The organism is Dyella marensis, from assembly GCF_049532885.1.
GTDB classification, from domain to species: Bacteria; Pseudomonadota; Gammaproteobacteria; order Xanthomonadales; family Rhodanobacteraceae; genus Dyella_D; species Dyella_D marensis.
The window spans coordinates 3,917,005-3,943,290 of sequence record NZ_CP064029.1; the positions used below are offsets into that span (position 1 = coordinate 3,917,005).

Annotated in this window: 24 protein-coding genes; 7 read left to right on the plus strand and 17 right to left on the minus strand. The window is 68.5% G+C overall.

Translation table 11 applies throughout. The annotated features are described in order from the left end of the window. Window positions 1–61: 61 nt before the first annotated feature. The 12 genes from ISN75_RS17135 to flgB form a co-directional block, all read right to left on the minus strand. Window positions 62–1,204, minus strand: coding sequence for a flagellin (locus ISN75_RS17135; protein ID WP_167256694.1), 1,143 nt, complete (start codon window positions 1,202–1,204; stop codon window positions 62–64). Window positions 1,205–1,451: 247 nt separating this feature from the next. Beyond that, a complete protein-coding gene (gene flgL / locus ISN75_RS17140) occupies window positions 1,452–2,642 on the minus strand; it encodes a flagellar hook-associated protein FlgL (protein ID WP_343821011.1) in 1,191 nt (396 codons plus the stop codon). Between the two features lie 11 nt (window positions 2,643–2,653). Then, on the minus strand, window positions 2,654–4,531 hold the full coding sequence (gene flgK, locus ISN75_RS17145; RefSeq protein ID WP_168647917.1) for a flagellar hook-associated protein FlgK: 1,878 nt from the start codon (window positions 4,529–4,531) through the stop codon (window positions 2,654–2,656). A gap of 48 nt (window positions 4,532–4,579) precedes the next feature. Continuing rightward, window positions 4,580–5,557, minus strand: coding sequence for a flagellar assembly peptidoglycan hydrolase FlgJ (gene flgJ, locus ISN75_RS17150; protein WP_343821008.1), 978 nt, complete (start codon window positions 5,555–5,557; stop codon window positions 4,580–4,582). Window position 5,558: 1 nt separating this feature from the next. Beyond that, on the minus strand, window positions 5,559–6,662 hold the full coding sequence (locus ISN75_RS17155; RefSeq protein WP_168647915.1) for a flagellar basal body P-ring protein FlgI: 1,104 nt from the start codon (window positions 6,660–6,662) through the stop codon (window positions 5,559–5,561). 206 nt (window positions 6,663–6,868) lie between these two features. Further along, the gene (gene flgH / locus ISN75_RS17160) at window positions 6,869–7,555 is read right to left on the minus strand and encodes a flagellar basal body L-ring protein FlgH (RefSeq protein ID WP_167256689.1); all 687 of its coding nucleotides are present in this window, start codon (window positions 7,553–7,555) and stop codon (window positions 6,869–6,871) included. Window positions 7,556–7,564: 9 nt separating this feature from the next. Continuing rightward, a complete protein-coding gene (gene flgG / locus ISN75_RS17165; protein WP_167256688.1) occupies window positions 7,565–8,350 on the minus strand; it encodes a flagellar basal-body rod protein FlgG in 786 nt (261 codons plus the stop codon). A 43-nt stretch (window positions 8,351–8,393) separates the two neighbouring features. Further along, window positions 8,394–9,134: a flagellar basal-body rod protein FlgF gene (flgF, locus tag ISN75_RS17170; RefSeq protein ID WP_343821005.1), complete on the minus strand. Its 741-nt coding sequence runs from the start codon at window positions 9,132–9,134 to the stop codon at window positions 8,394–8,396. A 113-nt stretch (window positions 9,135–9,247) separates the two neighbouring features. Beyond that, the gene (gene flgE / locus ISN75_RS17175) at window positions 9,248–10,468 is read right to left on the minus strand and encodes a flagellar hook protein FlgE (protein ID WP_167256686.1); all 1,221 of its coding nucleotides are present in this window, start codon (window positions 10,466–10,468) and stop codon (window positions 9,248–9,250) included. 64 nt (window positions 10,469–10,532) lie between these two features. Then, a complete protein-coding gene (locus ISN75_RS17180; RefSeq protein ID WP_167256685.1) occupies window positions 10,533–11,186 on the minus strand; it encodes a flagellar hook assembly protein FlgD in 654 nt (217 codons plus the stop codon). A 13-nt stretch (window positions 11,187–11,199) separates the two neighbouring features. Next, entirely contained in the window at window positions 11,200–11,619 is a 420-nt protein-coding gene (gene flgC, locus ISN75_RS17185; RefSeq protein WP_167256684.1) for a flagellar basal body rod protein FlgC, read from the minus strand. Beyond that, window positions 11,619–12,017, minus strand: coding sequence for a flagellar basal body rod protein FlgB (gene flgB / locus ISN75_RS17190; RefSeq protein WP_167256683.1), 399 nt, complete (start codon window positions 12,015–12,017; stop codon window positions 11,619–11,621). Before flgB ends, flgC begins: the two co-directional genes overlap by 1 nt. A gap of 238 nt (window positions 12,018–12,255) precedes the next feature. Here flgB and ISN75_RS17195 point away from each other — a divergent pair, with 238 nt between their 5' ends. The 7 genes from ISN75_RS17195 (at window position 12,256) to ISN75_RS17225 (ending at window position 20,269) form a co-directional block, all read left to right on the plus strand. Continuing rightward, window positions 12,256–14,001, plus strand: a complete 1,746-nt coding sequence (locus ISN75_RS17195) for a ShlB/FhaC/HecB family hemolysin secretion/activation protein (protein ID WP_343821001.1) — start codon at window positions 12,256–12,258, stop codon at window positions 13,999–14,001. Between the two features lie 102 nt (window positions 14,002–14,103). Then, window positions 14,104–15,873 carry a filamentous hemagglutinin N-terminal domain-containing protein gene (locus tag ISN75_RS17200; protein WP_343820999.1) on the plus strand — a complete coding sequence of 590 codons (1,770 nt, stop codon included), beginning with the start codon at window positions 14,104–14,106 and terminating at the stop codon, window positions 15,871–15,873. A 208-nt stretch (window positions 15,874–16,081) separates the two neighbouring features. Continuing rightward, window positions 16,082–17,392 (plus strand): methyl-accepting chemotaxis protein, encoded by a 1,311-nt coding sequence (locus ISN75_RS17205; RefSeq protein WP_168647910.1) that lies wholly within the window; start codon window positions 16,082–16,084, stop codon window positions 17,390–17,392. Then, window positions 17,389–18,075: a flagellar basal body P-ring formation chaperone FlgA gene (flgA, locus tag ISN75_RS17210; RefSeq protein ID WP_167256679.1), complete on the plus strand. Its 687-nt coding sequence runs from the start codon at window positions 17,389–17,391 to the stop codon at window positions 18,073–18,075. The genes ISN75_RS17205 and flgA overlap by 4 nt, the downstream gene beginning before the upstream one ends. An 85-nt stretch (window positions 18,076–18,160) precedes the next feature. Continuing rightward, window positions 18,161–18,469 carry a flagellar biosynthesis anti-sigma factor FlgM gene (gene flgM, locus ISN75_RS17215; protein ID WP_167256678.1) on the plus strand — a complete coding sequence of 103 codons (309 nt, stop codon included), beginning with the start codon at window positions 18,161–18,163 and terminating at the stop codon, window positions 18,467–18,469. Next, window positions 18,466–18,909 carry a flagellar protein FlgN gene (locus tag ISN75_RS17220; protein WP_343820995.1) on the plus strand — a complete coding sequence of 148 codons (444 nt, stop codon included), beginning with the start codon at window positions 18,466–18,468 and terminating at the stop codon, window positions 18,907–18,909. The genes flgM and ISN75_RS17220 overlap by 4 nt, the downstream gene beginning before the upstream one ends. Window positions 18,910–19,003: 94 nt before the next feature. Next, complete coding sequence (locus tag ISN75_RS17225) at window positions 19,004–20,269, plus strand: EAL and HDOD domain-containing protein (protein ID WP_243868122.1); 1,266 nt, start codon at window positions 19,004–19,006, stop codon at window positions 20,267–20,269. 105 nt (window positions 20,270–20,374) lie between these two features. On the opposite strand, the gene glpK is transcribed toward ISN75_RS17225, so the two are convergent. From glpK to ISN75_RS17250, 5 genes are all read right to left on the minus strand, one after another. Continuing rightward, window positions 20,375–21,874 carry a glycerol kinase GlpK gene (gene glpK / locus ISN75_RS17230; RefSeq protein WP_343820992.1) on the minus strand — a complete coding sequence of 500 codons (1,500 nt, stop codon included), beginning with the start codon at window positions 21,872–21,874 and terminating at the stop codon, window positions 20,375–20,377. 12 nt (window positions 21,875–21,886) lie between these two features. Continuing rightward, window positions 21,887–22,735: an MIP/aquaporin family protein gene (locus tag ISN75_RS17235; protein ID WP_343820990.1), complete on the minus strand. Its 849-nt coding sequence runs from the start codon at window positions 22,733–22,735 to the stop codon at window positions 21,887–21,889. A gap of 58 nt (window positions 22,736–22,793) precedes the next feature. Beyond that, the gene (glpD, locus tag ISN75_RS17240; protein WP_167256674.1) at window positions 22,794–24,281 is read right to left on the minus strand and encodes a glycerol-3-phosphate dehydrogenase; all 1,488 of its coding nucleotides are present in this window, start codon (window positions 24,279–24,281) and stop codon (window positions 22,794–22,796) included. Window positions 24,282–24,363: 82 nt separating this feature from the next. Beyond that, entirely contained in the window at window positions 24,364–25,389 is a 1,026-nt protein-coding gene (locus ISN75_RS17245; RefSeq protein ID WP_167256673.1) for a TMEM43 family protein, read from the minus strand. Then, window positions 25,386–26,240 carry an MBL fold metallo-hydrolase gene (locus tag ISN75_RS17250; protein ID WP_343820985.1) on the minus strand — a complete coding sequence of 285 codons (855 nt, stop codon included), beginning with the start codon at window positions 26,238–26,240 and terminating at the stop codon, window positions 25,386–25,388. The genes ISN75_RS17245 and ISN75_RS17250 overlap by 4 nt, the downstream gene beginning before the upstream one ends. Window positions 26,241–26,286 lie beyond the last annotated feature (46 nt).

A 26,286-nucleotide genomic window follows, 5' to 3' on the forward strand; every position in this document is an offset into this window, starting at 1 on the left:
GGCCGTGTGGTTTCCTTGAGTGGTGGATGGCCGCGCCCCATGCGCGGCCATCGCTGATCGCTTACTGCAGCAGTTTCAGCACGCTCTGCTGGCTGGTATTGGCCTGCGCCAGCACCGACACGCCGGCCTGCTGCAGGATGTTCGCGCTGGACATGTTCGCGGTCTCCGCCGCGAAGTCCGCGTCCTTGATCTGGCTGCGCGACGAATCGAGGTTCTGCGAAATCGTCTGCAGGTTGGTGATGGTGGAATGGAAGCGGTTCTGCACCGCGCCCAGGTTCGAGCGCAGGTCGCTCACCGATTGCAGGGCGGCGTCGACGCGGCGGATCGCGTCGTTCGCCCCCTCGGTGGTGGCGATCGAGATGTCCGACAGGTGCTTGCTGTCCTTGCCGACCACCACTTTGTCGGCCGCCGCAAAACCGAGTTCGGTGGCTGCCGAGGTGTCGATGACGGCGTCCAGCTTGCTCGTGGCGATGGTGAACTTGCCCTTGATGTCGACCGAGACCTGCGCATCCACGCCCGCGCTTTCGAAGCCGGCCTTCAGCGCGGCGACGATCTCGTTGCCGAACTTGAACACGGTGCCTTTCTTGAGCGTGACGTTCGCACCGTCGAACTTCACCGTCTGATCCGCAGAGAGCGTCAACGGGAATTTCGGCTCCGTGCCGCTCGCCGTCACGGAAGCCGTTTCGATCTGGCCGATCTGACTGGCCTTCATGCCGACGCCGAAATTGACGCTGATGGTCTCGCCCACATTGGCGCCGACCTGGAACGCCACCGTACCGGCGCTGCCATCCAGCACCTTGGTGCCATTGAAATTGGTCTGCTGCGCGATACGGGTCACTTCGGCCAGGCGCTGCTGCACTTCCTTGTCCAGCGCGGCGCGATCGGTGGACGAATTGGACCCCGACGCCGACTGCACCGCCAGCAAGCGCATGCGCTGCAGGTTGTTGGTCACTTCGTCCAGCGCCGACTCGGTGGTCTGCGCCATCGAGATGCCGTCGTTGGCATTGCGCACGGCCTGGTTCAGGCCATTGATCTGGGTGGTGAAGCGGGTGGAGATGGCCAGGCCCGCCGCATCGTCCTTGGCGCTGTTGATGCGCATGCCGGAAGAAAGGCGCTCGATGGCGGTGCTCAGCTTGCTCTGCGTCCTGGCCAGGTTGTTCTGGGCATTCAGCGAGCTGATGTTGGTGGTGACGCTCAGGCTCATGGTGCTTGCACTCCAATGGATTCGGAACCGTCGAGGACGGCGGTTCGGATTCCCATGGGAATGCCAGCAGGAACGCCGCCGCCTCAAGGAGGGCGTCGGCGGCAGCGGCATGGAGCTGCAGCGGATCGAGGGCAAAGCGCCACGCACGGATACCAGCGGCGGACGATCGGATACGGCGGCGCGGCGCACGGCGCCGCCAACCTTCGTTTCCGCTCGTGCGCGTTCGCTGCTCATCCCTGCGTCCGCATCACTTCAGATAATCGAACAGCGTGGATGACTGCACCTTGGTGTAGGTCATCTGCGCGGCCTGCAGCGCGGTGTTCTGCAGATTGAGCTTGCTGATGGCGTCGTAGTAGTCCAGGTCCTGCACGTCGCTCAGCGCCCCCTGGTACTGCAGCGACAGGTCGCCGTTGAGCGACTGCTGCTGGTCCAGCGCATTCATGCGTCCGCCGATGGCGGCGCGCGTCTGGGTGACGGTGTCGATGGCCTGGTCGAGGTTGGAGAACTGCGCATTGAGCGCGTTCTTCATCGCCGGCCCGCCGCCGGTGGTCTTCAGCGCGCCGATGATGTTGTCCAGCGTGCTGAAGATGTCCTGCTTGCCCGAAGGCCCCACGCTGAAATTGTCGCCCGCCGCCGGCGTGCCGCTGATGCCCACCTGCACGCCGCGGAAGGCCACCACCGCGTTGCCGTCGTCGGCATAGGTGCCGCTGCCGATCACGTTGTTGGAGGCGTCGCGCACCTCGTAGGCCGTGGCCGAGGTGAACGCGATGGTGTAGTTGCCGTTGTCCCACTGCGTGCGGTCGGCCACGCTGATGGTGCCGGCCACCGCGGTGCCGGTATTGGCGGCGCCGGAAGACACCTGAAAAGTGCCGTTGCCGGTGGGGACATTCATGAACACCGCCGAGCCGGGGTCGCCGGTGGCGACCTGCATGCCGGGGCCGGCGGCGACCATGCGCTGGCCTTCGTCGCCGTTGTAGACCACCGCGCCGCCCTGGGCCGAGAACGGCTGCCCGCCGGTGCGGTTGCCGGCGAACAGATAGTCGCCGTTGCCATCCTTGCCGTTGGCCAGGCCCATCAGCTGGGTGCGGATCTGGCTCAGCTCCGCGGCGATGTCGGCGCGGGTCTGGTCGGTCTGCGTGCCGTTGATGCCTTGCAGGACCAGGGTGCGCACGCGGGTCAGCGCGTCCGAAGTGGTCGACAGCGCCTGGTCTTCCAGGCCCAGGCGCGCCTTGGCCGAGGTGATGTTGCGCTGGTACTGCGCCACGTCCGCGTCCATATGGCCCAGTTCCAGCGCGCGCGCCGCGCCCACCGGATCGTCCGAAGGCTGGTTGATGCGCTTGCCGCTGCTGATGCGGTTCTGCAGGTCGGACAGGCTGGCCTGCCCGTCGAGCATGCTGCTGACCGACTGCTGGGCCATCCAGCTGGTGGAGACTCTCATCGGATGCTCCTTCAGTTGCGCACGGCGCTGAGCAGCGCGTCGAAGATCTGGCTGGCGGTGGAGATCACCTGCGCCGAGGCCTGGTAGGCCTGCTGGTAGCGCACCAGGCTGGCGGCTTCCTCGTCGATGTTCACGCCGGACACGCCCTGCTGCGATTGCAGCGCCTGCTGGTACACCGCGTTCTGCGTGGTCAGCGCGTCCTTGGCCAGGGAACCGGCGCTGCCCACCTGGCTGGTCAGCTGCCCGTAGGCGCGGCCCACGCTGGTGGCGCCGTTGTCGAGCACGCCCAGGTTCGCCACCTTGCCCAGTGCCAGCGCGTTGCCGTTGTCGCCGCGCGCATTGCTATTGGCCTTGAGGGTGAACGTGTCGTTCGCCGCGGGCGTGCCGTTGAGGGTGAGGCTCCAGCCGTTGGCGTTGATCGGCTGGCCGGGCGTATACGTCTGCGCCGCGCCGCCATTGATGGTGTAGCTGGTCGGCGAGGTGAACACGATATTCGCCGTGCCGAGCAGGCCCGCATTGGACGGATCGGTGACCGCGATGCCGCCGATGCTGCCGCTGCCCGTGTTGGCCGCGCCGGCCGAGCCGGCCAGCGGCGCCGCGGCGGCGATCTTGTTCGGGTCGGTGATGGCCGCGCCGAAACCCGCCGCGGCCGCGGCGGTGGGGCGCACCTGGAAGCTGTCGCCGGCGCTCGGAGCGCCGCCCACCACCAGGCTCAGGCCATCGGCCTTGAACGGATCGGCGGCGGTGCCGGTGCCGGTCATCGCCACCGCGTTGCCCGCCGTGTCGCGCAGGCTCCAGGCGCTGCCGTCGTAGCGCAGCACGTAGTCCTTGGTGGTCAGCGCGCCGACGTCGGAGATGCTCGCGCCGACCGTGCCCGTGCCCTGGTTGGCCGAGCTGATCTGCACCTGCGGCGCGCCGACGTTGAAGAAGGCGCCGCCCATAGTGCCGTTGAGGTCCATGCCCTGCGCATGCTGGGCATTGAAGGCGCTGGCCATCGCCACCGCGGCGCGGCCGAGCTGGTTCTGCGCGGGGTCCAGCACCTGGCTGCGGAAATCCAGCAGCGCGCCGAGCGAGCCGCCGCCGACCTGGCCGGTGATCACGCTGCCGCTGTCCTTGCCGACGATCTCCAGCCGTGTCGGATCGTATTGATTCGGCGCGGTGGCCAGCGCGTAGGCATTGGAGCCGTTGACCAGCGCCTGGCCGTTGCCGACGAACAGGCTCACCGTGTGGTCGTCCTGCTGCACCACGCTGACGCCCACTTCGCCGGAGACTTTCTTGATCAGCGCATCGCGCTGGTCGAGCAGGTCCGACGGCTCGCCCTTGCCGCCGGCATAGGCGGTGCGGATCTGTTCGTTGAGCTTGGCGATGGAAGCGCTGTCGCTGTTGATCGAGTCGACCGTGTCGCTGATCTGGCGCTGCACCTGGGTGTTGAGCTGGTTGAACTGGCCGGACAACGCCTGGAAGGTGCTGCCCAGCGCATTGGCGCGGGCCAGCAGCACGCCGCGCGCGGCCGAGTCGGCCGGCGCGTTGGAGACGTCGCCCAGCGCGCCGTAGAACGCATCCAGCGAGGTCTGCAGGTTGGTGCTGCCGGACAGCTGGTTGTTGATCTGCCCGGTCAGGCTCTGGTACGTGGCCGCGCGGCTCTGGTCCGACGAGGCGGTCCACAGCGCGGTATTGAGGTACTGGCTGTAGGCGCGCTGCACCGCCACCGTATTGACGCCGGTGCCGACGTAGAAATTGCCCAGCTGCTGCGCCTGCCGCGCATTGAACTGCACGGTCTGGCGGCTGTAGCCGTCGGTGTTGACGTTGGCCACGTTGTGGCTGACGGTGCTGAGGCCGATCTGCGAGGCCAGCAGGCCCGAGACGCCGGTGGAGAGCAGGTCAGCCATGGTGGGCGGTCCTTGTAGCGGTACGTGTCATAGGGAATGGGGAGCACGTCATGGCGACTGTGACGGCAAACCGTCGCCCGACTTGAGCGCGGCCAGCGCATCCAGCCCCTTGCGCATTTCCGGGCTGTTGGCGATCGCCTCGAGCTTGGCCGCGTAGGCCGGGTCGGTGGCATAGCCGCCGTGCGCCAGCGCCCTGGCGAAACCCTTGATGTCCTCGCCCTTGCCGATGGCATTGGCGTAGCGCGGGTTGTTGGCCAGCACCTCGGCGTAGTCGGAGAACGAATCGCCCGGGTTGCCGTAGGCGCGGAACTGGTCGCGCTTGCGCACCGCCACGCCGCCTTCGTATTCCAGCGTGGGCACGCTGACCTTGTCGCCGTCCCAGCTGCGCCCGGCCTTCATGCCGAACAGGTTGTTGCTGCTGCTGCCGTCGTGGTGCGCGGGCAGATGCTTGCCCCAGCCGGTTTCCAGCGCCGCCTGGGCCAGCAGCGCGCGCACCGACACGCCGAGCTTCTTCGCTGCGGCTTCCGCATGCGGCGCCAGCGCCTGCACGAAGTTCACCGCGTCGCCGGTGCCCGGCATCCACTCGGCGACCTTGCCGGCGACCTTGCCGGCACCGTGCGCGAGCTGGTCCAGCGTGCTTTGCCAGCTCGACGCGGCATCGGCGGAGGCATCGGCGCTGCCGCTGTCCTTGCCGCCATCTTTGCCGCCGAGCTGGCGCATCAGCATCTGCGCGATCCCCAGGCCATGGCCGCCGTTGGACAGGCTCAATGACAACTGATGATCGAACAGATCGCGGTAGGCATTGCCCTGCTCGCTGTCGCCGATGCCGCCGCCGGGGCTGGCTTCGCGCATCGACTTCAGCATCATCTGGGTAAAGATCGCTTCGAACTGCCTGGCGACCTGCGGCAATGCCGACTTGCCGTCGCCAGCCGCCTGCGCGCGCAGCTGCTGGAAGCCCGACAGCTCCGTCCAGGTATTGAGCGCGCCGTTGGCCGCGCCGATGATGCCGCCGTCGCCGACGGCCATCTCAGATCACCACCAGTTCGGCGCGCAGCGCGCCGGCCTGCTTGAGCGCCTGCAGGATCGAGATCAGGTCGGTCGGCGAAGCGCCCACCTGGTTCACCGCGCGCACGATCGTGTCCAGGCTGGCGCCGGGACCGAACTTGAACATATGCCCGCCGTCCTCGCTGACCTGCACGCTGCTGCTGGGCACCACCACGGTCTGGCCGCCGCGGCTGAACGGCGCCGGCTGGCTGACCTGCGGCTGCTCGCTGATGGTGACCTGGATGGAACCGTGCGCCACCGCGGCGGCGCTGACCTTGACGTCCGAACCGATCACCACGGTGCCGGTGCGCGAATTGACCACCACGCGCGCCGGCGCGTCGCCGGGCTGCACCTCCAGCGCCTGGATCATGCCCAGCCAGGACACGCGCTGCGCCGGATCGGCCGGCCCGCGCACCGCCACCGAGCCGCCGTCCACCGCCTGGGCGGTGCCGGCGCCATAGGCGCGATTCACCGCTTCGGCAACGCGCGCGGCGGTGGTGAAGTCCGGCGTATTGAGATTGAGCACCAGGTCGCCGCCCTGCCCGAACGAGGACGCCACGCTGCGCTCCACCGTCGCGCCGTTCGGCACGCGGCCGCTGGCCGAGATATTCACCTGCACACTGGAACCGCTCTTGCCCTGCGCGCTGATGCCGCCGACCACCACGCTGCCCTGCGCCATCGCATACACATTGCCGTCGGCGCCGCGCAGCGGCGTCATCAGCAGCTCGCCGCCGCGGATGCTCTTGGCATTGCCGATCGAAGCCACCGTCACGTCGATCGCCTGCCCCGGCTTGGCGAACGGCGGCAACTGCGCCGTCACCGTCACCGCCGCCGCATTCTTCAGCTGCGGCCGCACATTCGCCGGCACCGTGATGCCGAACTGCTGCAGCATGTTTTCCAGGCTCTGCGTGGTGAACGGCGCCTGGGTGGTCTGGTCGCCGCTGCCATCGAGGCCGACGACCAGGCCGTAGCCGATCAGCTGGTTGCTGCGCACGCCGGCCACTTGGGCGAGGTCGCGGATCTTGTCGGCGTGCGCGGAAGCGACGCACAGCAGCAGTACAAGGAAAAGAATGACGCGTGAGCGCATACGACCCAACCAAGGCCTAGAGACCAGCCCCCTCTCCCCTCCGGGGAGAGGGTTGGGGTGAGGGGCCGGGCGGAGCGAAGCGTCGAAGGCTTGCTCAAGCCCCTTACGCGAACGCCTGGCACCGATCAATGCAGTCGCGAGCACCCGCCCCTCACCCCGGCCCTCTCCCCGGAGGGGAGAGGGGGAAAAGCGCGCTGTCGTATTCATCAGAACGGCATCCACTTGGAGCTGAAGAATCGCGACAGCCAGCCCTGCGTATTCGCATCCGCCAGCGTGCCGCGTCCCGTATAGCCAATGCGCGCATCCGCCACGCGCGTCGACGGCACGCTGTTGTCCTGCCCGATATCCTGCGGCCGCACGATGCCGGAAATACGCACCAGCTCCTGCCCCTGGTTGATCGTCAACCACTTCTCACCGCGCACCAGCAGATTGCCATTGGACAGCCGCTGCGCCACGGTCACCGTGATCGAGCCCGTAAGCTGATTGCTCTGGCTGCTGTTGCCGCTGCCGTCGAAGCTGCGGTCGCCGTCGGTGCCGAAGCTGACGTCCTTGCCGCCGATGCTGACCGGGCGGCCCAGGAAGGTGGGCGCGGCCAGGTTGCTCTTGTCCTTCTTGCTGGTGCTGGTCGAGGCCTTCTTGCTGGCCTGCGTGCTCTCCACCAGCGAGATGGTGAGGATGTCGCCCACGCGGTGCGCGCGCGGGTCGTTGAACAGCTCCATGTTCTGCGCTTCGTGATAGATCGAGCCATCCGCGGCCGGCGGCGCCACCGGTTCCTGCGGCGGCGTGGCGGCCCAGGCGGCATCGTCGCCGCGCGGCGCGGGCATGGCGCAGCCGGCGAGCTGGGCCAGGGCGATGAGCGCGCCGCACAGGCGCAGGCGACGGAAGTTCGACATGGCCTTGGCTCAGGTCTTGTTGGTGAGGAACTGCAGCATCGAATCCGCGGCGGAGATCGCCTTGGAATTCATCTCGTAGGTGCGCTGCGTTTCGATCATGTCCACCATCTGCTCGACCACGTTGACGTTCGAGCTTTCCAGCGAACCTTGCGTGACCGTGCCCAGGCCATTGAGGCCGGGCTGGCCGATCTGCGGCGCGCCGCTGGAGGCGGTTTCCAGGTAAAGGTTGTCGCCGCTCGGCTGCAGGCCGGCGGGATTGATGAAGTCGGCCAGCTGCACCGTACCGATGGTCTGCGGCGCGGCCTGGCCCGGCAGGGTGGCGCTGACCGTGCCGTCGGTGCCGATGGTCACGCTCTGCGCGTTCTGCGGAACCACGATGGCCGGATCGAGCTGGTAGCCCGACGCGGTGACCAGCTGGCCGTTCTGGTCCAGGTGCAGCGAGCCGTCGCGCGTGTACGCCACGGTGCCGTCGGGCTGGGTCACCTGCAGGAAGCCGCGGCCCTGGATGGCCAGGTCCAGCGCGTTGCCGGTCTGCTGCGGATTGCCCTGGGTGAACAGCTTCTCGCTGCCGACCACGCGCACGCCGGTGCCCAGCATCAGGCCGGACGGCGACTGCGTCTGCTCGGTGGTCTGGCCGCCGGGCTGGCGCACGTTCTGGTACATCAGGTCCTGGAACGAGGCGCGCGAGCTCTTGAAGCCGGTGGTATTGGCATTGGCCAGGTTGTTGGAGATCACGTCCATGCGCGTCTGCTGCGCATCGAGACCGGTCTTGGCGACCCACAGGGAAGAAAACATTGCTTCGCTCTCCGCGCGGCGCGTGCCGCTTGCAGGAAAAAAATCAGCCCACTTGCAGCAGGCGCGTGGCCGACTGCGCGTTGTCGTCGGCGGTGCGGATCGAACGCACCTGCAGTTCGTACTGGCGCGACAGCTGGATCATCTGCACCAGCGTCTGCGACGGATTCACATTGCTCGATTCCAGTGCGCCGGCCTTCACCGTCACCGCCGGGTCGGCCTGCGCGGTGCCGCCGTTGGCCAGGTGCATCAGGCCGTCGTCGCCCTGCTGCAATTGATCGGCCGCGGGATTGACCAGCTTCAGCTTGCCGATCACCGAGGACGTATCCGGCCCCTGCCCCTTCGGCACCACCGAGATGGTGCCGTCGGCGCCGATGCTGACCTGGGTGGCGTCCGGCACCGTTATGGGGCCGCCGTCGCCCATTACTGGATTGCCGCGCGCGTCGGTGAGCAGGCCGTCGGCGGTGAGCTGCAGCTGGCCGGCGCGCGTATAGCCTTCGCCGCCGTCGGCGCCCTGCACCGCCATCCAGCCGTCGCCCTGCACCGCCACGTCGAGCGGGCGGCCGGTATCCATCTGCGCGCCGGCATGCATGTCCAGGCCGATGCCCTGCGCCACGCCGTTGATGCGCGAGTTCATGCCCTGGCCCTGCACGGGCAGCGGCTTGAACGCCGACATCTGCGCCTTGAAACCGACGGTGTCGGCATTGGCCAGGTTGTGCGCCACCTCGGTCTGCGCACGCATCATCTGCGTGGCGCCGGTCATGGCTACATAGACGGAACGGTCCATGGTGGTTCTCGCGATTCGATGCGTGGGCTTTGCGTGTCGTTGCGGCTGACGCCGCAACGACACGGCACTTTTCACTGGACCCCGGCCTTCGCCGGGGTGACGCGCTATGCGCGTCAGTTGCGGATGTTGATGATGGTCTGGGTCAGCTTGTCGTCGGTGGAGATCACCTGCGCATTCGCCTGGTAGTTGCGCTGCGCCTTGATCATGTTCACCAGCTGCGCGGTGAGGTCGGCGGTGTTGGACGCTTCCAGCGCGCCGGACTGCACGTTGCCGAAGTTGCCGCTGCCGGCCGCGCCCATCACCGGCGTGCCGGAGTCGTACGAGGCGGCCCAGTTGGTGTTGTCCATCTGGCGCAGGCCCTGCGGGTTGGCGAAGTTCGCCAGCGCCAACTGGCCGAGCGACTGCGACTGGCCGTTGGAGAACTTGGCCTGCACCACGCCGTCGCTGGACACGTCGATGCTCGACAGCGTGCCGGTGGGATAACCGTCCTGGCTGATCGAGGTCACCGCATAGTTGTTGCCGAACTGGGTGGCCTTGGTCACGTCCAGGGTGATCGCCATCGGGTCGGAGCCCGGGCTGGCGCTGATCGCCGGGAAGGTCAGCTTGCCGCCGGCCGGCGTGGCCAGCGCACCGGTGCTGGTGAAGCTCAGCTGCTGGGTGGCGCCGGTGTCCTTGCCGTCGATGAACAAGTGCGCATCCCAGGTGTTGGCGGTGGCGTTGCGCACGAAGTACACGGTGCCGTTATGCGTGGCGCCGAGCGAATCGTAGGCGGTGAACGGCGTGGCCTGGTTGTAGCTGGTGGCGTCCTTCGGGTCGAAGGCATTGGCCGGCGGCGTGGCATCCGACGGCAGGTTCAGCGCCAGCTGCACGCTGCCGGTGGCCTTGGCCGCGTTCTGCGAGGTGATCAGGCGCAGGTCGGTCATGGTGCTGGTGTCGAAGCCGCCGGCATTGTTGGCCGGAAACACCTGCAGGTTCTGCCCGGCGCTGTTCACCACATAGCCGTTGGCGTCCTGGCGGAACGCGCCGGCGCGCGTGTAAGAGAGGCCCTTGCCGTCCTTCAGGGTGAAGAAGCCGTCGCCGCTGATGGCGAAATCCAGCGCGTTGTTGGTGTTCTCCACGTTGCCCGCGGTGAACTGCTGCGCCACGTTGGTCAGGCGCACGCCGCTGCCGACCTGGGTGGCGCTCAGGTTCTTGCCGGCCACGCTGTAGAGCTCGGCGAATTCCGCGCGCGAACCCTTGAAGCCGGTGGTGGAGGTGTTGGCGATATTGTTGGCGGTGACTTCGAGATCCGACGAGGCCGCCTTCAAGCCGCTCAGTGCGATGTTGAATGCCATGCTGTGCTCCCCTGTGGAGACTGTGTGTGCGGGGCCGCCCGGCCCCCCGATATGTCAATCGATGTCAATCGATGCGCGCGACCTGGCCCAGCAGCACGCCGCCGAAACCGGCGACCTGCAGATACGCCCCCTGCTCGCCGGCCATGCCGACGCTGTCGACCTTGCCGCTCACGTAGGCCTGCACCGCGGTGGTGCCCACCTGCGCCTTGATGCCGTAGGTGCCGTTCGGCAGCGGCTGGCCGTTCTCGTCCTTGCCGTCCCAGTGGAAATCCGCCAGGCCCACGTCGGGCTTGCCCAGGTCGATGGTGCGCACCACGTTGCCGGCGGCATCGACGATCTGCACCGAGGCGGTCTGGCCCGCATCGCCGACATTGATCGCGCCGTCGACGCCCGCCGTGCCCTCGAGCTTGGCGGCGTTGGACGGCACCGTGACGGTGCGCCCCACCAGGTCGCTGGCCTGCAGCAGCTGGTTGCCCTGGAGCGCGGTGCTCAGCGTGTCGAACGAGGTCTGCAGCGACTGCGTGGCCGACACCTGCGCGATCTGCGCCAGCTGGCTGACCATCTGCGAGGAGTCCATCGGCTGGGTCGGGTCCTGGTTGCGCATCTGCTGGGTGAGCAGGCTGAGGAAATCGGCCTGGCTCAAGGTGCTGCCATTGCTCTTCTTGACCGCCTGCGAGGCGGAAGAGCCGGTAGTGGTATTGATCGCGATATCGGCCATGTCGGGGTTCCGCTTACTTGCCCAGGTCCAGCGTCTTCTGCATGAGCTGACGCGTGCTGTTCATCACCTCGACGTTGTTCTGGTACGAACGCGAGGCGGAAATCATGTTGACCAGCTCGTCCACCGGATTGACGTTGCTGGCGTAGACGTAGCCGTCGCCGTCGGCGAGTGGATTGCCCGGCTCGTAGCGGCTTTCCACCGCGGCCTGGCTTTCGGTGACGCCGAGAACCTGCACGCCCTGCGCGCCTTCCTGCTCCTTCGCGGCGAGATTGCGCTGCACGGTGGCGAACAACGGTTCCTTGGCGCGGTATGCCGCTTCCGGCGAACCGGCGACGCTGTCGGCGTTGGCGATATTGCTGGCCACGGTATTGAGCCGCAGCGACTGCGCGGCCATGCCGGAGCCGGCCACGTCGAAGATCTTGAACAGGGACATCAGCTCTGCCCTCCGGTGATGGCCGTGCGCAGCATGTGGATCTGCGCGGTGATGAAGGACAGGCTGGCCTGGTAGTGCACGCTGTTGGCGGCGAAGTTCGCCTGCTCCACCTGCGTGTCGACGGTGTTGCCGTCCATCGTGGGCTGCAGCGGCACGCGATAAGCGAGCTGCTCATTCGCCTGGCTGGCCGGATCGATGTGTCCGGATTCCGTCGCGGCCAGCGGCAGCTTGCCGTCGCCGCCCGCGCTCATCAGCGCCTGGCGGAAATCCACGTCGCGTGCCTTGTAGTCCGGCGTGTCCGCGTTCGCCAGGTTCCCCGCCAGCACTTCCGCACGCTTCTGCCACAGGCCGAGCGCCTGCGTATGGATGCCGAACAGCTTGTCGTTGATCTGGCTCATGGCCTTGAGACTCCAGGCGGAAACTCCGCGGAGGGACTTGAGCAAGACGCGTGCCATGGGCTCGCGAAGCCTTATGGGGCCTGGGTTTGCGGGGGATCGGCGCGAACTTCGATGGAGCGCCCGTCGGAATTCCGACACCGCCTTGGGAGCATTCCGACTATTGGAAAAATCCTGCCGAACGGCCGCGAGCAATTCCGCACACTGCGCCGCTCATTGATTTCATTCAGGATCGAACGGCGTGTCGGCATCACGAACCTCCCATCATCCAGTACCCAACGCGGATGGCCGTCATCGTCTGCTGTCGCGCTATTCCCCCCTCGCGCTGGCCCTGGCCTGCGGCCTCGCGCATACCGGCACGGCGCTCGCGCAGACCGCGCAACCGGCGCAGGACGGCCAGGAAACCGAGCGCCGCCTGCGCCGCGAACTGGAACGCACGCAGGACGAAGTCGAACAGAACAGCCGTGCGCTCAACGGCAGCAAGGCACGCAAGCACGCCCCCTTCGCGCCGCCGCAGGAAGCCGGCTGCGTCGCTGTGACCGACGTGGGCTGGAGCGGCGTCCTGCCGTTCCCGTGGCTGCCGGGCGCCGTCGCACCGCGCGGCATGTGCCTGGGTCCGGAAGGCCTCAAAGCCCTGCAGCGCTATCTCACCGGCCAGCTGATCGAGCGCGGCTACGTGACCAGCACGGTGCAGATTCCGGAGCAGGGCCTGGCCGAAGGCCGGCTCGATATCCGCGTGATTCCCGGCCGCGTCGGCAAGCTGCTCGACAAGGCCACCGGCCAGCCGCTGCAGGCACGCAACTCCTTCCCGATGCGCGAAGGCGATGTGCTCAACCTGCGCGACCTCGACCAGGCGCTGGAGAACCTGCGCCGCACACCCGGCCAGGCCGGCGCGACGCTTACGCTGACGCCCGGCGACGAGCTCGGCACCAGCGACATCACCGTCGACCGCAACCGCAGCAAGGATCGCTGGCATGCCGTGCTCACCGCCGACAATGGCGGCCAGGACGCCACCGGCCAGAACCAGCTCGGCCTGATCGGAATTGTGGACGCGCCGCTGGACCGCGACGATCTGTTGCTGCTGACCTACAGCAACAACATGAATATCCGCAACGACGAGCAGAAATCGCGCGGCCTCGGCCTCAGCTGGTCGATGCCGGTCGGCTATTGGAACGTTTCGCTCGGCGCCAATACTTCGTATTCGAAGCAGACGCTCGACGCCCAGGAGTACGGCAAGTTCCCCTACACCAGCAAGACCAATTCGATGCAGCTGGGCGTGGATCGGGTGGTGAACCGCAACTCCAACAGCCGCGGCACGGTCAAGCTGCAGCTCAGCCGCCGGACGGATTCCAGCAGCGTCGCCGGCGAACAGGTGGCGGTGCAGCGGCGCGACATCACCGGCTACGGCATCGGCTACGAATACCTGCGTTTCATCGGCCAGACTTCGCTGCAAGCCAACATCGGCCTGCGCGGCAGCCTGCCGGGCCTGTCCGCGCGTCCCGGCTACGTGGTCGGCCACAAGGATTGGAATGGCAGCTACCGCCTGGGCACGGCCAGCCTCGACGTGAACGCGCCGTTCGCCATCGGCGGCGAACGCTTCACCTACGAAGGCAACCTCTCCGGCCAGCATGCCTTCACCCCGCTGCCGGGGACCGAATACCTGTCGATCAACAGCCGCTATTCGGTGCGCGGCTTCGATGGCCGCTATGTGTTCACCGGCGAGAACGGCTGGGTTTCGCACAACAACGTGGTGTGGAACAGCGGCGCCAAGCTGGGGAATCCCTATCTCGGCGTCGATGCCGCGCGACTCAGCGGACCTTCACTCGCCGCACAGGGCACCCAGCGTTTCAGCAGCGTGAGCCTGGGCCTGCGCGGACAGGTCGCGCGCTTCGGCTACGACGTGTCGGTGGGACGCGTGCTAAGCAAACCGAAGGCAGTGCCCGACGGCGGCTTCAACGTGTCGCTGCGCATGACCGCGCGCTTCTGAGCGCCGGATCTGTTCGTCGCCGGCCGCAGTGGCCGGCGCGGTATTCCGGTGCGCCAGGGAAAGGTTGCCGGTACAGGGGCTCTTCAAACACAAGGCATTGCAATGTCCAAATCAAGCAAGAAGAAACCGGGTCGCCCCGAGCTGTACGCGGCGATCGCGCTGGTGCTGCCGATGGGTGGCGCAATGGCGACGGTGCCGGCCGGCACCCAGGCCCCGGTGGTCGATATCGCCGCGCCGAACAGCGCGGGCGTATCGCATAACCAGTTCGCCCAGTTCGATGTCGGCACCCAGGGCAAGGTGCTCAACAACAGCCAGAATGGCGCGCACACCGAGCTGGCCGGCACTATCGCCGGCAACGCGAATCTGACCAATGGCGCCGCCTCGGTGATCATCGCCGAGGTCACCGGCAGTGCCGCATCGCAGCTCAACGGTGCACTGGAAATCGGCGGCCAGAAGGCTGCCCTGATCGTCGCCAATCCCAATGGCATCAATGCCAACGGCGCCAGCTTCATCAACGCTTCGCGCGTCACGCTCACCACCGGCACGCCGCAGCTCAACGCTCAGGGCCAAGTGGCTTCGATCGATGTGGCCAAGGGCGTCATCAACGTCGCCGGCACGGGCATCGATGCCCGTGGCGTCGAGATGGCGGACCTGATGGCGCGCAGCATCGCGCTGAATGCCGAATTGCAGGCCAAGCAGCTGCGCGTGGTCACCGGCCACAACCGCGTGAGTTATGGCAGCAATGGCAACTCGATCGTCACCGCTGATATCGCTGGCACGGGAACGGCTCCGACCGTGGCCCTGGACGTGGGCTCGATGGGCAGCATGTACGCCAATGCGATTCGCATGCAGGGCACGGAAACCGGTGTAGGCGTGAATATCGCCGGCAAGGTCAAAGCCATCGACTCGGTCAACCTGACCAGCGGCGGCAACATGCATGTCCTGGAGGGCGGCAAAGTGATGTCGGATCACGACATTCATCTGGCCGTGGCTACCTCGCTGACCAACGACGGCATCATCGCCGCCAAGCGCGATATCCATGCCGAGGGTCAGAGCTTCCTGTCCACCGGCAAGGCCTGGTTCGCGGCGGGGCGCAATGTCAACAGGCGGTTCAGTTCGTCCTCCAACGAGGGCAATAACGGTGTGCGGCCCGACGATGTGCCGGGTCGCAACTCGTGGGTGGAGCCGCCCGCCGAACAGCCGCCGGTACAGCAGCCGCCCGTCGAGCAGCCACCGGTTCAGCAGCCGCCCGCCGAGCAGCCGCCGGTTCAGCAGCCGCCCGTCGAGCAGCCGCCGGTTCAGCAGCCGCCCGCCGAGCAGCCGCCGGTTCAGCAGCCGCCCGTCGAACAGCCGCCGGTTCAGCAGCCGCCCGCCGAACAGCCGCCGGTTCAGCAGCCGCCCGCCGAACAGCCGCCGGTTCAGCAGCCGCCCGCCGAGCAGCCGCCGGTTCAGCAGCCGCCCGCCGAGCAGCCGCCGGTTCAGCAGCCGCCCGCCGAACAGCCGCCGGTTCAGCAGCCGCCCGCCGAACAGCCGCCGGTTCAGCAGCCGCCCGCCGAGCAGCCGCCGGTTCAGCAGCCGCCCGCCGAACAGCCGCCGGTTCAGCAGCCGCCAGTCGAACAGCCGCCGGCCCACAAGCCGGTGGCTCAGCAGCCCACGATCGAACAGATCATCCTGGGCCAGCTGCTGGACATGCTCTACGGCCGTCCGTCGTACGGGTACGCGCCGTGGGCCTTCCCGGCCATCGGCTTCGCGCCGTGGAGCCAGCCGTCCTACGGCTATTCGCCGTGGATGCCGCAGGTCTTCCGTCCGCGCCCGGTGTTCTCGCCGTGGCGCCCGATGGCCTATGGCTATGGCCGCCCGCACTGGCGTTAAAGCGCTGAGCAACGGCAACTGATCCGGATAGCGCGGATCGGCGCCGGAACGACGAAGAACGGCCGGAGTGCAGACTCCGGCCGTTTTTTTACGCGCGGGACATCCTGCAAGCTGCGCTTCGACCCGTGGCACACCCCTTGCTTCCTCAAGTTCCGCCATCTCCGGACGATCTCTACGCAGACGCGTAGACCCAAGGAACACCTTATCCATGAGCCTTATCCCGGCCAAAGCCATCGCCGACCTTGCCCAGGCCGCCGCCAGCGGCGACACCTCGAAGGCCGAGCAGCTCGCGCGCCGCCACCCGCGCCTGGCCGAGGCGCTGGCCCCGCTGCTGGCGCGCCTCGCGCCGCGCGAACCGGCCGCCATCGCGCTGCAGGCGGTGGAACAGCAAAGCCTGGTGATGGGCACCGCGCAGACCGTGCTGCGCGCGCAGGAATCCCTGCACCAGGCCACCGGCGAGGCGCGCGACAGCGTCGGCCGCTTGACGGAGCAAGGCGCCGGGATCTCGACATCCCTGCAGCAGGCCGCCGGCGAGCTGGCGCAGGCCACCGCGCACAACCGCCAGGGCGCCGAGACCGTCACCGAACTCGATGGCCAGCTGCGCCTGCTGCGCAGCGCGCTGTCGGCAATGAACCGCAACCAGAGCAAGCTGGCCGAGCAGGTCGCGCAGATCCGCAAGCTCACCTCCACCGTGCAGGAGGTCGCGCATCAGACCAACCTGGTCGCGCTCAACGCCGCCATCGAGGCGGCGCGCGCGGGCGAGGCCGGCCGCGGCTTCGCCATCGTCGCCGACGAAGTGAAGCAGCTGGCGGAAAAGACCACCCAGGCCACTGACCAGATCGAAGCGGTGACCGCGTCCATCGGCGCGTTCTCGCAGCAGCTCGACGGCGACGTGCGCCAGGGCGTGCAGCGCCTGGAGCGCGCGCAGGACCGCGCCGGGCATACCGCCGGCACCCTGGAGCGCGAGGGCGAGGCGCTGCGCGCCATCGCCGCGCGCGTGCAGGGCTCGCAGCAGGGCTGCGATGCGCAGAACGCGCGCATCGCCGCGGCCCAGGCCACGCTGGGCGCGCTGCAGCGGCGCAGCATGGAGGCGATCCGCCAGGCCGAGTCGCTGGACCGCGCCGCCGTGCTGTCGCACCGGCTGTGCCTGGGCTGGCTGGACCACGCCGACACCGCGTCGGTGGCCAGCCTGAGCCTGAGCCTGCGCGAGTCCATCCAGGGCCTGCGCCAGGCGATGGAGCTGGCCCTGCACGAACCGGCCGCGCTGGACCGGCGCTGGTTCGACACCGCCACCTTCGACCGCGCCCTGGCCCGCCTGGGCGCGCAGCGCGCCGAACATCCGGCCGCCGCCACCCTGCTCGAAGCCGGACAGCGCCTGTCCGGCCACGCCGGCAACTTCGTGCGCCTGCTCGGCGAGGGCCAGACCGCCCAGGCCGCGCAGTTGTCCGACCAGGTCGAGCGCGAGCGCGAATCCATCCATCAGCAGCTCAGCCAGCTGCTGGCGCAAGCCGAGGCATGAAGCACCGCGCGCCGCCCTTGCTGCTGCTCCTGCCGCTGCTGGCGGCGGGCCCGGCGCATGCCGCCGCGGACGAACCGCGGCGGGTGGCCGAGCAATGGCTGCGCCAGCATTTCGAGCAGCCGGGCAACCGCGTGGTGGCCGCGGCGGAGCCGGCGGATACGCGCCTGCAGCCGCCGTCCTGCGCCCAGCCCTGGCAGGCCGCCCTGCCCGATGGCGCGCGCGCCGCGCCGCGCATGAGCGTGGAAGTGCGCTGTCCGAGCACCGGCTGGCGCATGCAGGTGCCGGTGAAGCTGCAGCTGTTCCGCACGGTGCTGGTGGCGAACAAGCCGCTGCAGCGCGGCGACGGCGTCACCGCCGCCGACGTGCGCGGCGAGGAGCGCGACGTCACCCGCCTGGGCTACGGCTATATCGACGGCCTGGACCAGGTCGCCGGCCGCCTGCTGTCGCGCCCGCTGGGCGCCGGCGCGGTGCTGGCGCCGGCCGCGTTCGGCGGCCGCCAGACCGTGCGCGCGGGCGACCGCGTGCAGCTGATCGCCCGCCTGGACGGCATCGAGGTGCGCGCCTCCGGGGTGGCCCTGGGCGGCGGCGACACCGGCGCCCGCCTGCGTGTGCGCAACGACAGCTCCGGCCGCACCGTGGACGCCATGGTGCGCGACCCCGGGGTGGTGGAAGCCCTGCCATGACCCCGCCTTCCGACCCCGCTAAAGTTCACCCGCCCGCCGCCGATAACCGGTTTGAAGGGTCGACAAGCCCTCAAGGACACGTCTCATGAACACCACCATCACCTCCAATGGATTGCCGGTACTTCCCCAGGCCAAGGGCAACCAGAATGCCCAGGCCCAGGCCAGCCCGCCGGCGACCGAGGCCGCTCCCGCGGCCAAGGCGGACGACAGCGTGAAGCTCACCGAGTCGGCACGCGCGCTCACCGCCGCGCAGGGAGACAAGGCCCCGGCCATCGACACCAAGCGCGTGGAGCAGATTCGCGCGGCGATCGCCGACGGCAGCTACCGCGTCGACGCCGGCAAGATCGCCGACGGCCTGATCTCCATGGAAGGCCAGCTCAGCGGCAAGCCATGAGCGCCGGCCTGCACCACGAGATGAGCGACGCCTTTGACGCCGTGCTCGGCGAGATGCGCCACAGCGCATCCCGGCTGACCGCAGCACTGGCCGCCGAACGCGATGCGCTGGAGCGCGCCGACGCCGACGCGCTGCATCTCGCCGGGCAGGACAAGCAGGCCCAACTGGATCGCCTGGAACAACTGGATGCCGAGCGCCAGCAGCTGGCGCGCGCCATCGCCGCCGCCACGCCCGCGCAAAGCGCGGCCTGGAACGGCGTGATGGCCGCGCTCGCCGACTGCCAGCGCGCCAACCGGAACAATGGCCAGATCGTCGGACAGCGCCTGCGCCAGGTGCGCCAGGCCCTGGCGGTGCTGACCGGCGGCGCCGAGTCGGGGGTGTATGGCCCCGGCGGCACCTTGCGCATCGATCACCGCTCGCTCTCGCTGGCGGAAGCCTGACCTTGAAACGCCCCACCTGAAGGACCTGCCGCACGCGGCGGGCGAACCCCCACGGCCCTGCCCCGGCGCAGGACCATCGCTGGCCGACCTCTCCATGACCGATACCGCTGTAGAAGCCGCCCAAGCCCACGCCGCCGCCCTGGCCGGCACCGCCGCCAGCTCGCCGCTGCCGGTAGTGCGCATCCCGATGCTCGACCGCGACCGCCAGCTGATGGCGTACGAGCTGCTGCTGCAGGAAGACGGCGAGGACGAGGCCGCGCTCGGCCACCGCCTGCTCTCCACCATCATCGACGGCTCGGTCACCCAGTGGGCCCGCGGCAACCGCGTGTTCGTGCGCCTGCCGCGCGAGCTGGTGCTGGAACAGGCCGACCAGGTGCTGCGCCACCCGCGCATCGGCCTGGTCGTTTCGCCGCAGGCCATCCACGACGTGCTGCTGCTGGAGCGCCTGCGCCAGCTGTCGGCGCGCGGCTGCGCGCTGCTGCTGGACCTGGACGGCGAAGCCGGCGACCTGGACGAACTGCGCGTGCTGCTGGATCTGTCGCGCTACGTGCGGCTGGATGCCAGCCGGCTCGAAGAAGCCACCTTGCGCGAGCGCTGCGAAGCGCTGCACGCGCGCGGCCTGCACGTGGTGGCCGGCCACGTGAACGACCACGACACCTGCAACCGCTGCATGGCGCTGCCGTTCGCCGGCATCCAGGGGCCGTACCTGCTGCGTCCCGAGAAAGTGGACATGCCGGTGCTCACCGCCAACCGCCTGAGCGTGCTGCGCCTGCTGCGCGCGCTGGACGAGGACGGCAACGGCCCGGTGGAGCTGGGCCAGATCATCCGCAACGACGTGATCCTCAGCTACAAGCTGCTGGGCTGCGTGAACTCCGCTTATTTCGCGCTGCCGCGCCAGCTGAAGTCGGTGGAGCAGGCGGCGATCTTTTTCGGCCTGACCCGCATGCGCAACTGGATCAGCACCATGGCGCTGAGCGGCATGGACGACCGTCCGCCGGAACTGCTGCGCGCCGCGCTGATCCGCGCCCACATGTGCGAGCAGCTGGCGCAGAACCTGTCGCGCGAGCAGCGCGAGATGGCCTTCACCACCGGCCTGTTCTCGCTGCTGGAAAGCCTGATGTGCGCGCCGATGGAACTGCTGCTGCAGCATCTGCCGCTGGCCCCGGACATCCGCGCCGCCCTGCTGGAACAGCAGGGGCCGTTCGCGCCGCTGCTGGAACAGGTGCAGCGCTGGGAAGCCGGCGAGCTGCGCGGCGGCGAAGCCTCGCCGCAGCATATCCGGCGCATGGCGGCGGCGTATCTGGAAGCGATCCGCTGGGCGGACCATGTGCATTCGTTTGCGGAGCAGAAGCCGCATTGAACAGCGTAGGTTGGGGTGAGCGCAGCGAACCCCAACGTCTCCGCTACGCATGCGCCCCTGTTGGGGTTCGCCTTCGGCTCACCCCAACCTACGCGGGCGTGACGATCAGTCCGGCGTGAACTCCATCGTCGCCCGCACCGCCTTCTTCCAGCCGCCATAAAGCTTCTCGCGCTTCTCCTGCGCCATCGACGGCTTGAACTCCCGGTCCACCGCCCAGCGCCGCGCGATCTCCTCGCGGCTCTGCCAGAAGCCCACCGCGAGCCCGGCCAGATACGCAGCACCCTGTGCGGTGGTCTCCTGCACCTTCGGCCGCAGCAGGGTGACGTCGAGAATGTCCGCCTGGAACTGCGCCATGAAATCGTTGGCGATGGCGCCGCCGTCCGCGCGCAGCTCCTTCAGCTCGATGCCCGAATCGCTCTGCATCGCTTCGAGCACGTCGCGGGTCTGGTACGCCATCGATTCCAGCGCCGCGCGGATGAACTGCTCTTTGGTGGTGCCGCGCGACAAGCCGAACACCGCGCCGCGCACGTCGCTGCGCCAGTACGGCGCACCCAGGCCGACGAAGGCCGGCACGAAGTACACGCCCTCGCTGTCGCGCGCGCGCTCGGCGTAGTCCTGCGAATCGCTGGCCTTGCCCAGCATGCGCAGGCCGTCGCGCAGCCATTGGATCACCGAGCCGGCGACGAAGATGCTGCCTTCCAGCGCGTATTCGACCTTGCCGTCGACACCCCAGGCGATGGTGGTGAGCAGGCCGTTCTTCGACGCCACCGCTTTCTCGCCGGTGTTCATCAGCATGAAGCAGCCGGTGCCGTAGGTGTTCTTGGCCAGGCCCGGCTCGAAGCAGGCCTGGCCGAACAGCGCGGCCTGCTGGTCGCCGGCGATACCGGCGATCGGCACTTCGCGGCCGAAGAAATGCTTGGGCAAGGTCTGGCCGTAGATCTCGCTGGAGGACTTCACCTCAGGCAGCATCGCGCGCGGAATGTTCAGCATCCGCAGCAGCTCATCGTCCCACTGGCGCCGGTAGATGTCGTAGATCAGCGTGCGCGAGGCATTGGTGTAGTCGGTGACGTGGACCTTGCCGCCGGTGAGGTTCCAGATCAGCCAGGTGTCGATGGTGCCGAACAGCAGCTCGCCGCGTTCCGCGCGCTCCTGCGCGCCGTCGACGTGGTCGAGGATCCAGCGCACCTTGGTTCCGGCGAAGTACGCGTCGATCAGCAGGCCGGTCTTGCCGCGCACCAGCTCGTCGTAGCCTTCCTGCTTCAGCCGCTCGCAGATCGCGGCGGTCTGGCGGGACTGCCACACGATGGCGTTGTGGATCGGCTGGCCGCTGCTCTTGTCCCACACCACCGTGGTCTCGCGCTGGTTGGTGATGCCGATGCCGGCGATGCGCGCCGGGTCCACGCCGGCCTGGTTGATCACCTCGGTCATGGTCACCAGCACGCTGGTCATGATCTCGCGCGGGTTGTGCTCCACCCAGCCGGGCTGCGGGAACACCTGCGGGAATTCGCGCTGCGCGGTGCCCACGATGTGGCCGTCGTGGTCGAACAGAATGGCGCGCGAGCTGGTGGTGCCCTGGTCGATCGCCAGGATGTAGGTCTTGTCCATGGAACGCCTCGCTCAGGCCGACGTGCTGGAAGAGGAAACCGGCTTGCCCTGCGCGGCGGCCGCGCGCGCCGCTTCCAGCTCGCGCACGCGCGCCGGCAGGAACGGATGCACCAGCAGCTGGTACGCGCCGGCACCGACCACGCCGCCGATCAGCGGACCGGCGATCGGCACCCACCAGTAGTTGTCCGGACTGGGCAAGGCCGAACTGCCCCAGCCGGCGAAGAAGGCGAACACGCGCGGGCCGAAATCGCGCGCGGGGTTGATCGCCCAGGCTTCGAGATAGCCCATCGAGGCGCCGATGGTCGCCACCAGCAGGCCGATCATCAGCGCGCCGGAATTGGCGCCGGGCGCCATCTCGTTGAAGCGCTCGGTGATGGCGAAGATGCCGAACAGCAGGAAGGCAGTAAGGATCACCTGGTCCAGCAGCGCATGCATCGGCGTGATCGCCAGCCCCGGATGGGTGAAGAACACGCCGGCCGCTCCGCCGGCTTCGCGGGTAAGCCCGTGCGTCTGGTTGTAATGATCGATCACCGGCCCGAACAGCACGTAGACGATGGCCGCGCCGAGAAACGCGCCGATCACCTGCGCTACCGTGTACGGCAGCACCTTCTTCCAGGGAAAGCCGCGGAACAGCGCCAGCGCCAAGGTCACCGCCGGGTTGGCATGCGTGCCGGACACCGACGCGGTGGCGTAGATGGCGATGGTCACCGCCAGGCCCCAGGCGATGCACACGCCCCAGTAGGCATTCTGGTACGGGCTGGGGTCGTACAGCACGTACATGCACGCCACCGAGTCGCCCAGGCCGATGATGATGAACATCGCCAGCGCTTCCGAAATCAATTCACCGATCGTCTGCCGCATTCCACCGCTCTCCTCAGGATGCGCCGGGCCGTCCGCGCCCGGCGTGTGAATCGGAATCTCAGTTCTTGGCGAAATACGCGTCGAGCCGCGCCGCGCCTTCCGCACCCACGTGCAGGCCCAGCTTGGTGCGCCGCCACAGCACGTCCTCGGCGCAGCTCGCCCATTCGTAGCGGCGCAGGTAGTCCACTTCGCTGGCGTAGAGATCGGCGCCGAAATGCTCGCCGAGTTCCGCCAGCGAAGCGGCATTACCGATCACGCGCACCGACTGGCTGCCGTAGGTATGCGCGAGGCGCCAGGCCATCGCCTCGCCCAGCCAGGGACGCGTGGCGCGCAGCTGCTGCGCCAGGCCGTCGACGTCCTGGATATCGCCGCCGGGCAGCGGGTGGCCCTTGCCGGTCCAGGCGGGTTCCTTGTTGCCGAGCAGGGGCGCGAGCTTGTCCACCGCTTCCTCGGCCAGCTTGCGGAAGGTGGTGAGCTTGCCGCCGAACACGTTGAGCAGGGGCGCGCCCCTGGCCGGCTCGATCTCCAGCAGGTAATCGCGCGTCACTTCCGAGGCCTTGCCGCTTTCGTCGTCGAGCAGCGGACGCACGCCGCTGTAGTTCCACACTACGTCGGCCGGCGCGATGCTGCGCTTGAAGTAGCGGTTGACCGCGTCGCACAGGTACGAGATTTCCTCCGCATCGATGCGCGGATGCGCCGGGTCGGCGCGGTATTCGACGTCGGTGGTGCCGATCAGGGTGAACTCGCGCTCGTAGGGAATGGCGAACACGATGCGCCGGTCAGGTTGCTGGAAGATGTACGCGTAGCGATGCTCGTACAGCCGGGGCACCACGATATGGCTGCCCTTGACCAGGCGCAGGCTGCGGTCGTGGCCTTCGGCGGCGACGTCGTCGAGGAAATCGACGGCCCACGGACCGGTGGCATTGACCAGCGCGCGCGCCGCCACTTCGGTGATCCTGCCGTCCGCGCCCTGCAGGCGCGCCAGCCAGCGGTCGCCGCTGCGCCGCGCGCTGACGCAGCGCGTGTGCGTCATCACGCGCGCGCCGCGCTGCACGGCGTCCATCGCGTTGAGCACCACCAGGCGGGCGTCCTGCACCCAGGCGTCGGAGTAGACGAAGCCGGTGAGGAATTCCTCGCGCAGCGGCTGGCCCACCGCATGCCGGGACAGGCGCACCCGGCGCGAGCCGGGCAGGCTGCGGCGGCCGCGCTGCAGATGGTCGTAGAGGAACAGGCCCAGGCGGATCATCCACGCCGGGCGCAGATGCGACTGGTGCGGCAGCACGAAGCGCAGCGGCCAGATGATGTGCGGCGCCACGCGCAGCAGCACCTCGCGCTCGGCCAGCGCCTTGCCCACCAGGGCGAATTCGAACTGCTCCAGATAGCGCAGGCCGCCATGGATCAACTTGGTGCTGGCGCTGGAGGTGTGCGCGGCCAGGTCGTCCTGCTCGCACAGCCAGACGCTCAAGCCGCGGCCTACCGCATCGCGCGCGATGCCGGCGCCGTTGATGCCGCCGCCCACCACCAGAACATCGACTTGCTCCGCCATGCCTCGTCCCGTGTGTGCGGTGGGGTCAACGTCCAAGATCCGTCATTCCGGCTTTCACCGGAATGACGAGATTGAGCGGCATTCAGTGAGCCGCCCGTGCATGCAGCCGCCACACCACCACGGCGAGCCCCGCCACCGCGAGCACGAACCAGTACGCGCTGGCCTGCAGGTCCTTGCCCAGCCACATGACCCCCGCCACGGCGCCGGCGAGCAGCACGCCCGCGCCCAGCGCGATCAGCGGCGCGTGATGGTCGGACATCCGGCTGCGCAGCAGCAGGAAGATGCCCAGGCTGACCAGCAGCACCGCCAGCACGCGCCGCGCCACGGCGAAGACCGGCGGCTCCGGCACGTCCGGCAGCACGTCGACCAGGCGGCGTTCGCCGACCTGCACGTCATAGCCCTTGCCGTCGGCGGCGTCGCTGGCCGGCACCAGCAGGTCGCCCTGCGGACGGGCGAAGACGGTGAGCACCTGCACCGGGATGGCTTCCCAGCTCACGCGCAGGTCGCCCAGCCGCGGATGCTCGGGGCTGGCGCTGGTCACCAGGTAATCGCCGTAGCTGGAAAAACTCGCGGCGAGATTGGCCGGCAGCGTCTTCAGATCGGGACCGATCAGGTCGCCGCCCGGCAAGGCATGCAGCAAGGCGGGAGCGAGCGCATAGCCGCCGATCTTCACCAGGCCGGCATCGAACTGCTTGCCCTGGATGGGAAAGGCGCCCGGGTTGGCGTGGCCGGCGGGCTTTTCGAAACGGCTGGCGTCGAGCGGGCGGTCGACCCAGTCCTGCTCGTAGTGCACGTCGCTGCCGACGCGCACTTCGCGCCACTGGAACATCTCCACGTGGCGCACCAGCACCGGCGTGGCCACGCGCTGGTTGAATTCGGGATCGAGCGGCGCATCCACCACGTTGAGGCGGCCGCTGACGCGGACCATATAGCGGTCCTTGCCGACATCGGGGCGCGCATCGCCCTGCACGTCCAGCACCTGGCCGCCGTGGCGCTCGGACGCGACGCGATGCTCGATCGCCGCCTGCTCGGTCATCGCCACCAGCCCGAGCCCCGCCAGCACCAGCACCGCGCCGGCAAGCCCCGCCAGCCATTGCCGCGCGCTCATGCGCGCACCAGCCCGGCGAGCTCGCGCCGTTCGTCGGCGGTGCCGTAGCGGCCGCGCTCGTCGCGCACCACACGCGCGATGGCGCAGTCGTGGTCGTGGGTGAAGAACAGTTCGATGCCGCGCGCGAGCTTGTCTTCGAGGAAGGCGCGCTTCTCGTCGATGATCTCTTCGGGGTAGCGGTCGTAGCCCATGGTGATCGGCAGGTGCACCCAGAAGCGGCCGGGGATGAGGTCGGCGCAGAACACCACGCCGCCCACTTCGGCCAGCATCAGCCCGGGCGTATGGCCGTCCGAATAGCTGAAGCGCACCGACGCGCCCAGCGTCGCGGAATGCTCGCCTTCGACCAGCTCCAGCCGCCCGCTGTCTTCCAGCAGCGCCTGCAGTTCGGGAATGAACGAGGCGCGGTCGCGCGGATGCGGCTGCTGCGCGCGGCGCCAGTGTTCGGCGCCCACCACGTAGGTGGCCTTGGGGAACAGCAGGCTGGGCGGCTCGCCTTCTTCCCACGCGGCGAGCAGGCCGCCGGCATGGTCGAAGTGCAGGTGCGACAGCACCACCACGTCGATGTCCTGGTGCGACAAACCGGCCTGGGCCAGCGAGTCGAGCAGCACGTGGCGTTCTTCCACCACGCCGTAGCGTTCGCGCAGCGCGGGCTCGAAGAAGGCGCCGATGCCGGTTTCGAACAGCACGTTGCGGCCGTCCAGACCCCTGGCGAGCAGGCAGCGGCAGGCCAGCGGGATGCGGTTCTGCGCATCGGGCGCGATCCAGCGCGACCACAATGCCTTCGGCGCGTTACCGAACATGGCACCGCCGTCGAGCTGCTGGGAGTTACCGGTGAGCGACCACAACTGCATGGAAATCCCCTGCCCTACCACTTGTCTCATGGCACCGGCGCGCGCC

Bases quoted from the DNA above. Each gene is read 5' to 3' on its own strand.
- ISN75_RS17135 (WP_167256694.1), bottom strand. From the start codon at position 1,204: ATGAGCCTGAGCGTCACCACCAACATCAGCTCGCTGAATGCCCAGAAC.
- flgL (WP_343821011.1), bottom strand. From the start codon at position 2,642: ATGAGAGTCTCCACCAGCTGGATGGCCCAGCAGTCGGTCAGCAGCATG.
- flgK (WP_168647917.1), bottom strand. From the start codon at position 4,531: ATGGCTGACCTGCTCTCCACCGGCGTCTCGGGCCTGCTGGCCTCGCAG.
- flgJ (WP_343821008.1), bottom strand. From the start codon at position 5,557: ATGGCCGTCGGCGACGGCGGCATCATCGGCGCGGCCAACGGCGCGCTC.
- ISN75_RS17155 (WP_168647915.1), bottom strand. From the start codon at position 6,662: ATGCGCTCACGCGTCATTCTTTTCCTTGTACTGCTGCTGTGCGTCGCT.
- flgH (WP_167256689.1), bottom strand. From the start codon at position 7,555: ATGTCGAACTTCCGTCGCCTGCGCCTGTGCGGCGCGCTCATCGCCCTG.
- flgG (WP_167256688.1), bottom strand. From the start codon at position 8,350: ATGTTTTCTTCCCTGTGGGTCGCCAAGACCGGTCTCGATGCGCAGCAG.
- flgF (WP_343821005.1), bottom strand. From the start codon at position 9,134: ATGGACCGTTCCGTCTATGTAGCCATGACCGGCGCCACGCAGATGATG.
- flgE (WP_167256686.1), bottom strand. From the start codon at position 10,468: ATGGCATTCAACATCGCACTGAGCGGCTTGAAGGCGGCCTCGTCGGAT.
- ISN75_RS17180 (WP_167256685.1), bottom strand. From the start codon at position 11,186: ATGGCCGATATCGCGATCAATACCACTACCGGCTCTTCCGCCTCGCAG.
- flgC (WP_167256684.1), bottom strand. From the start codon at position 11,619: ATGTCCCTGTTCAAGATCTTCGACGTGGCCGGCTCCGGCATGGCCGCG.
- flgB (WP_167256683.1), bottom strand. From the start codon at position 12,017: ATGAGCCAGATCAACGACAAGCTGTTCGGCATCCATACGCAGGCGCTC.
- ISN75_RS17200 (WP_343820999.1), top strand. From the start codon at position 14,104: ATGTCCAAATCAAGCAAGAAGAAACCGGGTCGCCCCGAGCTGTACGCG.
- ISN75_RS17205 (WP_168647910.1), top strand. From the start codon at position 16,082: ATGAGCCTTATCCCGGCCAAAGCCATCGCCGACCTTGCCCAGGCCGCC.
- flgA (WP_167256679.1), top strand. From the start codon at position 17,389: ATGAAGCACCGCGCGCCGCCCTTGCTGCTGCTCCTGCCGCTGCTGGCG.
- flgM (WP_167256678.1), top strand. From the start codon at position 18,161: ATGAACACCACCATCACCTCCAATGGATTGCCGGTACTTCCCCAGGCC.
- ISN75_RS17220 (WP_343820995.1), top strand. From the start codon at position 18,466: ATGAGCGCCGGCCTGCACCACGAGATGAGCGACGCCTTTGACGCCGTG.
- ISN75_RS17225 (WP_243868122.1), top strand. From the start codon at position 19,004: ATGACCGATACCGCTGTAGAAGCCGCCCAAGCCCACGCCGCCGCCCTG.
- glpK (WP_343820992.1), bottom strand. From the start codon at position 21,874: ATGGACAAGACCTACATCCTGGCGATCGACCAGGGCACCACCAGCTCG.
- ISN75_RS17235 (WP_343820990.1), bottom strand. From the start codon at position 22,735: ATGCGGCAGACGATCGGTGAATTGATTTCGGAAGCGCTGGCGATGTTC.
- glpD (WP_167256674.1), bottom strand. From the start codon at position 24,281: ATGGCGGAGCAAGTCGATGTTCTGGTGGTGGGCGGCGGCATCAACGGC.
- ISN75_RS17245 (WP_167256673.1), bottom strand. From the start codon at position 25,389: ATGAGCGCGCGGCAATGGCTGGCGGGGCTTGCCGGCGCGGTGCTGGTG.
- ISN75_RS17250 (WP_343820985.1), bottom strand. From the start codon at position 26,240: ATGCAGTTGTGGTCGCTCACCGGTAACTCCCAGCAGCTCGACGGCGGT.